Source organism: Brevundimonas sp., assembly GCF_024711105.1.
Classification (GTDB): domain Bacteria; phylum Pseudomonadota; class Alphaproteobacteria; order Caulobacterales; family Caulobacteraceae; genus Brevundimonas.
In genome coordinates, this window is record NZ_JANJTL010000142.1 from 1 (window position 1) to 9,826 (window position 9,826).

Genomic DNA, 9,826 nt, shown 5'->3' on the forward strand with positions numbered 1-9,826 from the left:
CTGCCCGGGGGGGGCTGGGCCGGGCGGACCCCCCCGGGGCCCGGGGGGGCCCGCGCCCCCCCCCCCCTGGGCTAACTGCGTCAGTCCCGGACCCTCTTCCAGCGGCGCGTCGACGCGGCCTGGGCCCGCGCCCCGGCCGCGCCGTGAAGGTCACCGCATCGGCGGTTGGCCGTCCCAGTACCGCATCGTCTCACTGAGGGCCGCACCGTCTTCGCCGATCTGGATGCTGACCACGTCGAAGGTCGGCGGGCCGCGCAGGGCGTCGGCGTTTGACATGGCCCAGCCTTCGGTCGGGACCCCGATCGGAGAGGCCTGCATGCGCTGGTCGCCGTTCTCGTCGTGGAAGGCTGACAGGGCGTAGGCCCCCGCCGGCACGTCGCGGAAGGTGACGGTCACCGCACCGGCCTGGGGGCTGTCGACGCGCTGGGCCAGACCCGCGCGCTGCATGAACTCGCCCTCGGTCTGCAGCGTCACATAGACGGTGCCGCCGCGCGCCTGGACTCCGTCCAGCGTCACCGTCACGTCGCCCGCGTGGGCGGCGCCCGCGCCGAGCAGGGCCAGGCCTGCGGCGACCGTCGAAACTCGCACTCCCACGATCATCTCCTTCTCACCTCATGGACAAGCACTTTATGATGCAAAGTATATTGCGTGTCAACGTAGCAGGGGGTGATTGCTCCGCTTCGCCGCCCTGACTAGGTTGCCCGCCATGAGCGCCACCCCCACCGATCCCGCCGCCGGCGTCGCCGACCTCTCCTTCGAGGCCGCGCTGAAGGAGCTGGAGCAGATCGTCGACCGGCTGGAGCACGGCGAGGCGCCGCTGGAGGAGTCCATCGGCCTGTATCAGCGCGGCGCCGCCCTCAAGGCTCACTGCGAGAAGCGGCTGGAGGCCGCGCGCCTGCGCGTCGAACAGATCGTCGTCGGATCGGGCGGTCAGGCCGAACGGGCCGAGCCCGCCGACTTCCAATGAGCGCGGCGGCCGAAACCATCGGCTTCGACGACTTCATGAAGGTGGACATCCGGCTCGGCCGGGTGGTGAAGGCCGAGCCCTTCCCTGAGGCGCGCAAGCCCGCCTACAAGCTGGTCATCGACTTCGGGCCGGACGTCGGGGTGAAGAAGTCGTCGGCCCAGATCACCGAGCACTACACTCTCGACGAACTGATCGGTCGTCCGGTGGCGGCAGTGGTCAACTTTCCGCCGCGCCAGATCGGGCCCTTCATGTCCGAGGTCCTGACGCTCGGCTTCCCCGACGCGAACGGCAAGGTTGTGCTGGTCGACGTCGATCGCGACGCGCCCATCGGCGGGCGGCTGTTTTGAGCGCCGCCGCCAAGGCTTCGAGCAGGTCCGGCGTCGCCACGCGGCTGGCCGAGGCGGCTGATCTGGTGACCGTGGCCCTCGACGAACTGCTGCCGCGCGCCGAGGGGCCGGAAGCCCGGTTGATCGAGGCGATGCGCTATGCGGCGCTTGGGCCCGGCAAGCGCATCCGGCCCTTCTTCGCGCTCGAGGCGGCTCGCCTGTTCGACATCGACGACCGCCCGGTGCTGAGGGCCGCCTGCGCGCTGGAATGCGTGCACACCTACAGCCTCATCCACGACGACCTGCCGGCCATGGACGACGATGCGCTCAGGCGCGGCCGGCCGACCGTCCACATCGCCTATGACGAGGCGACCGCCATCCTGGCGGGCGACGCCCTGCAGGCCTTCGCCTTCGAAATCCTGGCGCATCCGGACACCCACGACGACGCCGAAATCCGCGCCGAACTCAGCGCCCGTCTGGCCCGCGCCTCGGGGGCGCAGGGGATGGCCGGCGGCCAGATGATCGACCTGCTCGGCGGCCGCGAGGACCTGGGCGCCGTGGCCCGCATGCAGCGGCTCAAGACCGGCGCGCTCATCGCCTACGCCTTCGAGATCCCCGCCGTCATCGCCCGCGCCCGCGACGCCGAGCGCCAGGCGCTCTGCCATTTCGCCCAGGACCTTGGCCTCGCCTACCAGATCATCGACGATCTGCTGGACGTCGAAGGCGACGAGGATCTGCTCGGCAAGGCGGCCGGCAAGGACGCCGCCAGGGGCAAGGCCAATTTCGTCACCCTGCTGGGCGTCGAGGCGGCCCGCGAGCGCGTCCGCATGCTCGGCGACCAGGCCCGCGGCCGGCTCGAGATTTTCGGATCGAGCGCCGATTCGCTGAAGGACAGCCTGGATTTCGTGCTAGACCGCAAGGCCTGACGCCGCCGGCTGGCGGCACCTCCCCTGTGCGCTGCCTGATGCCGAACACCCCGCTTCTCGACACCGTCTCCAGCCCAGCCGACACGCGCGGACTGTCGATCCCGCAGCTGACGCAGCTGGCGGACGAGCTTCGGGCGGAGACGATCGACGCGGTGTCGGTCACCGGCGGTCACCTGGGCTCCGCGCTTGGCGTCATCGAACTGACGGTGGCCCTGCATCACGTGTTCGAGACGCCGACCGACACCCTGATCTGGGACGTCGGCCATCAGGCCTATCCGCACAAGATCCTGACCGGCCGGCGCGACCGCATCCGCACGCTGCGCCAGGGCGGGGGCCTGTCCGGCTTCACCAAGCGCAGCGAGAGCGAATACGACCCGTTCGGTGCGGCGCATGCGGCGACCTCGATCTCGGCGGCGCTCGGCTTCTGCGTCGCGCGCGACAAAGCCGGGTCGGACGCCAAGGTCGTGGCCGTCATCGGCGACGGCTCCATGTCCGCTGGCATGGCCTATGAGGCCATGAACAACGCCGCCGACACGACCAAGCAGCTGGTCGTGGTGCTGAACGACAACGACATGTCCATCGCGCCCCCGGTCGGCGGCATGAGCGCCTACCTGGCCGGCCTGGTGTCGGGCGGGACCTATCGGTCGATGCGAAAGGTCGGCAAGGCCGTCGCCGGAGTCTTCCCCGAGCCCCTGCAGAAGGCGGCCCGCAAGGCCGAGGAATACGCCCGCGGCATGGTCACCGGCGGGACCTTCTTCGAGGAGCTGGGCTTCTACTACGTCGGTCCTGTCGACGGGCACGACATGGAGGCCCTGGTCCCGATCCTGAAGAACGCCGCCCGGATCTCGGACCGCCCGGTGCTGGTCCACGTGGTGACCAAGAAGGGCAAGGGCTATGGCCCGGCCGAGAGCTCGGCCGACAAGTACCACGGCGTGGTCAAGTTCGACGTCGTCTCCGGCGTCCAGGCCAAGCCCAAGTCGAACGCCCCCAGCTACACCAAGGTGTTCGGCACCGAGCTGATCAAGCGGGCCGAGCGCGACGACAAGATCGTCGCCATCACCGCCGCCATGCCGTCGGGCACCGGGCTCGACCTGTTCGGCCAGGCCTTCCCGGACCGGACATACGATGTCGGCATCGCCGAGCAGCACGCGGTGACCTTCGCGGCGGGTCTGGCGGCCGGCGGGCTCAAGCCGGTCTGCGCCATCTATTCGACCTTCCTCCAGCGCGGCTACGACCAGGTGGTCCACGACGTGGCCATCCAGTCGCTGCCCGTCCGGTTCGCTATCGACCGGGCCGGCCTGGTCGGGGCCGACGGCTGCACCCACGCCGGATCGTTCGACATCGGCTACCTTGGGGCGCTTCCGGGCATGGTGCTGATGGCCGCCGCCGACGAGGCCGAGCTGGCCGCCATGATCGCGACGTCCCTTGAGATCGACGACCGGCCCAGCGCCTTCCGCTATCCGCGCGGCGACGGCGAGGGCGTGGAGATTCCGGAATTGGCTGCGCCTCTGGAGATCTGCAAGGGCCGCATCGTCCGCGAAGGCACGACCGTCGCCCTCCTCAGCCTCGGCACCCGCCTTGGCGAGACCATCAAGGCCGCCGACCTCCTGGCCGCGCGCGGGGTCTCGGCGACCGTCGCCGACGCCCGCTTCGCCAAGCCGCTCGACGAAGACCTCATTCTGCGCCTCGCGCGCGAGCACGAGGCCTTGATCACCATCGAGGAAGGCTCGATCGGCGGCTTCGGCGCTTTCGTGCTGCACCTGCTGGCCGAGAAGGGCGCGCTGGACCGCGGCCTCAAGATCCGCACCCTGACCCTGCCGGACATCTTCCAGGACCACGACAAGCCCGAGGCGATGTACGCCCTGGCCGGCCTGGACGCCGAGGGCATCGCCCGCTCCGCCATGACAGCGCTGGGCGCCGACGCGAGCCGCGCCGCGCGGGCCTAACGCGGGGCCGCCTGCCCGGGCTCCGGCGGCGGCAGCGCGTCCGCCGGGCCGCCTTCGGGACGCGGCGGCGTGGCCGGAATGTCCCGCTCGCGCGGGAGGTCCGCGAAGGCCTGCCACAGGCGCTCGGTCTCCACGCGGTAGCGGTCCAGTCCCAGCTCCGACATCTGGCCGGCCCAGGCGTCGGACAGCTCGCGCACCGTGCGACCGCCCCAGTTCGGCTCCAGCGTGGAGGCCCAGCTGACCAGGGAGGCGGCGTTGGTCACGGCCAGGAACAGGGTCGCCATGACGATGATGCGGCTGGTGTAGCCGCGCGCCACGTCGGCCTGATGCTCCTCCTCGTCGGGGTGGGCGTAGCCGAAGGCCTCCGGGTCGAGGTCGGCGGGGTCGGTGTCGAACAGCATCGCCTTCTCCTCGTCAGAACTGGAAGTAGATGAAGGGCGCTATGCCCTCGGGCCGAATGGCCTCGACGGTCAGCACCACCAGGCCGAAGGCGAGCGCGACCGCCGGCGACGGCATCCGGCTGAGCACCGTCGCCACGCCTTCGGCGGACCGGCGCGGCAGCCAGTGGATCGCCAGGCCGACGAAGGTCAGGGCGACCACCAGCGGCGTAACCAGCATCGGCGCGCTCCACTGGGTTCCCAGGCCCGTCAGGAAGGTCAGGGCTGAGGCGAAGCTCTCCGACCGGAACAGGATCCAGCCCAGCAGCACGACGTGGAAGGTGACGATCACGCCAATCAGGCCGGGCCGCGCGTTCCTGCGGAACAGTCGCTCCAGGGCCAGGACCCCGCCGTGCAGCGCGCCCCAGGCCACGAAGGTCCAGGCCGCCCCGTGCCACAGGCCGCCGAGCAGCATGGTGATGAGCAGGTTGCGGCAGGTCTTCCAGACCGGTCCCCGGCTGCCGCCCAGCGGAATGAACAGATAGTCCCGCAGCCAGCTCGACAGGCTCATGTGCCAGCGCCGCCAGAATTCCTGCAGCGACCAGGACCGGTAGGGCTGGTCGAAGTTCCGGGGGAAGCGATAGCCCAGCAGCGCCGCCACCCCGATGGCGATATCGCTGTAGGCCGAGAAGTCGCAGTAGATCTGCACTGCATAGCCGTAGGCCGCCACCATCAGGTCCACCGCCCCGTAGGCCGAAGGATCGAAGAAAACCGGATCGACGATGCGGGTGGCCAGCTCTGATGCGATCACCGTCTTCTTGGCCAGGCCCCAGGCGATCAGCACCAGGCCGTGGCAGACGATGTCCTTGCTGAGCTTGGGCGTCCGCTCGAACTGCGGCAGCAGGTGCGAGGCGCGAACGATCGGCCCCGCCACCAGGTGCGGGAAGAAGCTCATCAGCAGCAGCACGTCGCCCGCGGAATCCGCCGGCTGCGTCTTCCCGCGATGGACGTCGACCAGGTAGCTGATGCCCTGGAAGGTGAAGAAGGACACCCCGACCGGCAGGATGACCTCGAGCAGCGGCAGGTCCCGCTCCCAGCCGAACTGGAGCAGCAGGGCTCCCAGCTGTTCGACGAAGAAGCCGTAGTATTTGAAGAAGCCCAGGATCACTAGGTTGAGGGTGACGCCCAGCGCGACCCAGCCGATGCGGGCGCGCCGTTCCTCGGTCCGGCTGACCCGGTCGGCCACCCACCAGTTCATCAGGCCGCTGAAGATCAGCAGGGCCACGAACCGCCAGTCCCAGGCCGAATAGAAGACCCAGCTGGCCAGCAGCAGGAACCACTTGCGGGCGTTGTTGTCGCGCCCGAAGCCCCAGGTGACCGCATAGACCACCACGAAGAACAGGCCGAACTGCATCGTCGGGAAGAGCATCAGTCGGCTCCTCTACGCAGGGCCGCCAGCAGGTCCTCCGCCAGCCAGCCGCCGATGCGATCACCGCCCAGCCGGTTGAAGTGGACATGGTCGCCCCGCGCCGCCGGCGGGTCCTCGCGGAACCAGCGGTCGACCGAGCAGGGCCCGCCCATACGCGCCTCCCAGTCCCAGAAGGCGACGCCGGCCTCGTCGGCGACACGGCGCTGGATCTCCCGCACCTGGCCCAGCGCTGGCGGCGCGTACCAGCGCTCCAGCCCCGTATCGCGCCCCGCGACCAGGGCGTCGTAGTTGGCCAGCTCATCGGGCGTGAGCGGAAAGCAGTAGTCGATCGCCTGGTCGATGCTGTCGTAATAGAGGTCCGGCCGGGTCATTGCCGCGTCGGGCGGGCCTACGGCGAGGATCGCCGCGCCCGGCGCGGCCGAGCGCAGCAGGGCCAGCGCCTCGCGATAGCTGCCGCCGTATTCCGCCGCGTCGAAGTCGCGCTCGAAACCCTCGTTGGTGCCGAAGGCCAGCACGATCAGGTCGGGCCGGTAGGCGTCCATCTCGGCCCGCAGCACCCGGCCGTCGCGCGACAGGAGCGAGCGCACAGTCTCACCGATGACGCCGAGGTTGGAGACGGTCACTCCGCCTCCCGTTCGCGTGGTGGTCGCCCAGGAGAAAATCCGGATTCGTGCGTCCCGAACCGCCAACGAACCGAAGGACGCGGCCGCAGCAAGGTCCAGCCGCTCGCAACGGGGCTCCGGGAAGGGGGCATCGGCAAACACCTGCCGGGTTTGACCCGCCGCCGAGAGCTCCAGCACCCCGGCGCTTGGCTCCGCGAGATAGCAAACCGTCAGCCGATCGAACTCCGCTGCCGGCTCGGTCGAGATGTCCAGCCGTGCGCCTGGCTGCGCGACCCCGACGAAGCCGCTCAGCCCGGCCGACTGATCACCGTCCCGGCGCGGGACGGCGCGCACGCCGCTAAAGCCGAGCGTCGCCTGCCGCACCGTAAAGCCCTCATAGGGCAGGGCCGCTGGCAGAACGCCTCGCCCCGCCGGACCGTGCGTGGCCTGCAGCCGCGCGCGGAAGGCGCCAGAGATGTGATCCGCCGCGTGGTGGCTGTCGCCGAGGATGAGGATGTGGAAAGGCTGCTCCCGCGCTGGGTCGGCCAGCGTGTGGGCGGCGGACGCGAGACGCTCGCCGTGCTCCAGAGTCGATCCTTGTGCGGGACTGCCCGGCTGCATCAGAAGCGCCGCCGCAAGAACGGCGCCGATCAAGCGTCGCTCGCCGGTCCCGAGGGCGGGGTCGCCGCCGCCGACGGCCCGGCGACCGCGGCGCGCGCCTCCTCGATATCGGCGCGCAGCCGCTCCTCGAGCGGCCGGGCCAGCACGAGATAGCCGTTCATTGTCATATGGATGCCGTCCTGGGCCCGCGCCAGTTGGCGCGCGCCGCCCGGGCCCGTGGGCAGATAGGCGGCGTATTCCATGTTGGCGTCGCTGGTCACCGGCGCAGTGTCGATGAAGGGGAAGCCGCCCGCCGAGGCCCGCGCGGCGAAGATGTCGTTGACCAGTTCGGCGCCTGCTTCCGCCCGCTCCGAGCGCATCCGCGGCAGGCCGACCCAATAGACCGCCGCGCCGCGGCTGCGCGCCAGTTCGGCAAGGCCGTCGACCCGGCGGCCATAAGCCTCGCGCCAGGCCGCTTCGCCATAGGGATGGACCATGCCGTCGCCCTGCATGGCCTGGCGGTCGTTGGTGCCGATCATGAAGACGGCGATGTCGATCCGTTGCTGCGCCAGTTGTTCGGCTGTCCGCGTCTGGACGTTGACGTAATCATAGCGGGCCAGACCAGTGGAGGGCTGGCTCAGGCGGACCAGCCGCACGTCCTCGATGTCCTGGAGTTCGCGATACAGGCCAGCCCACAGGCCGTCGGCCATGGAGTCTCCGAACACGCCGATGGTCAGGCCGTCCCCACGCGCAAGCGCCGCCCTCAGGGCCGCCTGGTTGGAATCGACGGCCGGCGCAGCGACTGGTTCAGGCTCTGCGACCGGCGCGCTGGGCCCGACCGCCTCGGGCATGGAGAAGGCGAAGCCGTCCGGCATCTGGGGCAGTGGGCCACCCGCCGACCACCAGCCGAACGCGACCCCGCCCAGCAGGCCCATCAGCCCGCCGATCGCGAAGCCCGAGCCGAACCGGGGCCTCCCCGTCGTTCGCTGCTGGTCCTCTCCGTCAGACGCCACTGCGCTCCCCCGAGCGGATTTGAAGTTACTGAAATCCTTCTAACCGATCTCAGCGCGTCGCCAGAGTCCCTTCTCCGCCCGGTTGCGAGACACGGTTAACGTAGGCCGCGCGGCGGCCGCCGGCCGAGATGCGCACAAAGCGGAAGCCGCGCCGGGTCAGCTCGTCCATCAGTTCGGGCAGGGCCTGGACCATCGCCGGCCGGGTCTCGTGCAGGATCAGGACGCCGCCGTTCGAGGCCTCCATGTTGGCGACCGTGCGCCGGATGATGGCGCTGGCGCTCAGGCCCCTCCAGTCGTCGGTCCCGCCCTCGGCCGAGATGGAGGTGATCCCCTGGCCGGCCATCCAGCCCCTCAGCGCTGGGCTGTCGTTCAGGCCGGGGAAGCGGAAGAAGGGCTCCACGTTCTCAGCCCCGCCCGCAGCCTCGTAGAGGGCGCTGAAACCCCGGTCGATCTCGGTCCGTGCGCCCGCCGCGCTCCAGTAGCGAAGCTGGGTCGGGTGCGACCAGCTGTGGCTGGCCACGCCATGACCACGCGCGATGGCCTCGCGGACCAGGTGCGGATGCATTCGGGCCCACAGGCCGACGTAGAAGAAGGTCGCGGTCACACACCGCTCCTCCAGGATTTCGAACACCCTCGGGTCGCCCCGCCAGTCCGGCCCGTCGTCGAAGGTCAGGGCGATGGTGCGCGGGGGCAGGGGCGTTCGCGGGTACTGGATGGCGCCGTAGCCCGCGGTCTGGTGCGGCAGGACCACCACCTCGGTCTCGGCCGGATAGGCGGGATGGGTCGGGCAGGGGCCCGAGGCGCGGAACTCCGTCGAGGTCTGGGCCGCCGCGCTCGGCAGCAATCCGGGCAGCGTCAGCCGCCAGGACTCTCCGCGCGGCGGGAGCAGATAGGCCCCCACGCCGACCAGCAGGATCAGGATCAGACGCCCCATACGCGGCGACCTTCGCTCACCCGCCCGGGGCCTGTCTCCCCTGTTCGTGCGACAGGCGTAGCCGTCAGGCAGCCAGGTCCACCGTCACCGGCGCGTGGTCCGACGGCCGTTCCCAGGCGCGGCAGTCGTCGTGGATGCGCGCCGAGCCGGCCACGACCGCCGGGGTCAGTCCGGGCGAGGTCCAGATGTGGTCAAGCCTCAGGCCGCGGTTCGATTTGCGGAAGTCGAGCGCGCGATAGCTCCACCAGCTGGCCAGCTTGGTCGGTTCGGGGATCTGGTCCCGCACCACGTCCGAGAACTCACCGGCGGCCTGCAGCCGGCGCAGGGTCTCGACCTCGATCGGCGTGTGGCTGACGATCTTGGACATGTAGCGGTGGTTCCAGACGTCGTTCTCGCCAGGCGCGATATTGAAGTCGCCCGCCAGCACCAGCGGCCGCTGCTTGTCACGCGCGCCCATCTCGACGGTCAGCTTCTCGTAGAAGTCCAGCTTGTGGTCGAACTTGGGGTTCAGCTCCCGGTCGGCCACGTCCCCGCCGGCCGGGATGTAGAAGTTGTGCAGCTCGATCCCCTGCACCCGCCCGCCGACGCAGCGGGCGTGACCCTCGCGGCAGGCGGCGATCGGATCGACGTCACCGATGGGAAAGCGCGAGGCGATGGCCACGCCGTGCCAGCCCTTCTGCCCCTGCACGCGCAGGTACGGCAGGCC

Annotated in this window: 11 protein-coding genes; 4 read left to right on the plus strand and 7 right to left on the minus strand. The window is 70.3% G+C overall.

The genetic code is table 11. From position 1 onward, the window contains the following. Nucleotides 1-150: 150 nt before the first annotated feature. Entirely contained in the window at nt 151-594 is a 444-nt protein-coding gene (locus Q0M60_RS11030) for a DUF2141 domain-containing protein (protein WP_296819279.1), read from the minus strand. Between the two features lie 112 nt (nt 595-706). Between Q0M60_RS11030 and Q0M60_RS11035 the strand changes: the two genes are divergently transcribed. Genes Q0M60_RS11035 through dxs form a run of 4 tightly spaced genes read left to right on the plus strand, consistent with a single transcriptional unit; the run spans nt 707 to nt 4,165 of the window. Continuing rightward, nucleotides 707-967 carry an exodeoxyribonuclease VII small subunit gene (locus Q0M60_RS11035; protein ID WP_296819281.1) on the plus strand — a complete coding sequence of 87 codons (261 nt, stop codon included), beginning with the start codon at nt 707-709 and terminating at the stop codon, nt 965-967. Next, a complete protein-coding gene (locus Q0M60_RS11040; RefSeq protein WP_296819283.1) occupies nt 964-1,314 on the plus strand; it encodes a tRNA-binding protein in 351 nt (116 codons plus the stop codon). Before Q0M60_RS11035 ends, Q0M60_RS11040 begins: the two co-directional genes overlap by 4 nt. After that, on the plus strand, nt 1,311-2,219 hold the full coding sequence (locus Q0M60_RS11045; protein WP_296819285.1) for a polyprenyl synthetase family protein: 909 nt from the start codon (nt 1,311-1,313) through the stop codon (nt 2,217-2,219). The genes Q0M60_RS11040 and Q0M60_RS11045 overlap by 4 nt, the downstream gene beginning before the upstream one ends. A 35-nt stretch (nt 2,220-2,254) precedes the next feature. Beyond that, nucleotides 2,255-4,165, plus strand: a complete 1,911-nt coding sequence (dxs, locus tag Q0M60_RS11050) for a 1-deoxy-D-xylulose-5-phosphate synthase (RefSeq protein ID WP_296819302.1) — start codon at nt 2,255-2,257, stop codon at nt 4,163-4,165. On the opposite strand, the gene Q0M60_RS11055 is transcribed toward dxs, so the two are convergent. From Q0M60_RS11055 to Q0M60_RS11080, 6 genes are all read right to left on the minus strand, one after another. Continuing rightward, nucleotides 4,162-4,566, minus strand: coding sequence for a hypothetical protein (locus Q0M60_RS11055; protein ID WP_296819288.1), 405 nt, complete (start codon nt 4,564-4,566; stop codon nt 4,162-4,164). The two genes, dxs and Q0M60_RS11055, sit on opposite strands and share 4 nt — an antisense overlap. 13 nt (nt 4,567-4,579) lie before the next feature. After that, entirely contained in the window at nt 4,580-5,971 is a 1,392-nt protein-coding gene (locus Q0M60_RS11060) for an MBOAT family protein (RefSeq protein WP_296819291.1), read from the minus strand. Beyond that, the gene (locus tag Q0M60_RS11065; RefSeq protein ID WP_296819293.1) at nt 5,971-7,227 is read right to left on the minus strand and encodes a GDSL-type esterase/lipase family protein; all 1,257 of its coding nucleotides are present in this window, start codon (nt 7,225-7,227) and stop codon (nt 5,971-5,973) included. The genes Q0M60_RS11060 and Q0M60_RS11065 overlap by 1 nt, the downstream gene beginning before the upstream one ends. After that, nucleotides 7,224-8,186, minus strand: a complete 963-nt coding sequence (locus Q0M60_RS11070) for a DUF459 domain-containing protein (RefSeq protein ID WP_296819295.1) — start codon at nt 8,184-8,186, stop codon at nt 7,224-7,226. The genes Q0M60_RS11065 and Q0M60_RS11070 overlap by 4 nt, the downstream gene beginning before the upstream one ends. Before the next feature lie 49 nt (nt 8,187-8,235). Further along, nucleotides 8,236-9,120 (minus strand): polysaccharide deacetylase family protein, encoded by an 885-nt coding sequence (locus Q0M60_RS11075; protein ID WP_296819298.1) that lies wholly within the window; start codon nt 9,118-9,120, stop codon nt 8,236-8,238. A 64-nt stretch (nt 9,121-9,184) separates the two neighbouring features. Next, nucleotides 9,185-9,826, minus strand: a 642-nt coding sequence (locus Q0M60_RS11080) for an exodeoxyribonuclease III (protein WP_296819300.1), incomplete at its 5' end; no start/stop codon positions are given.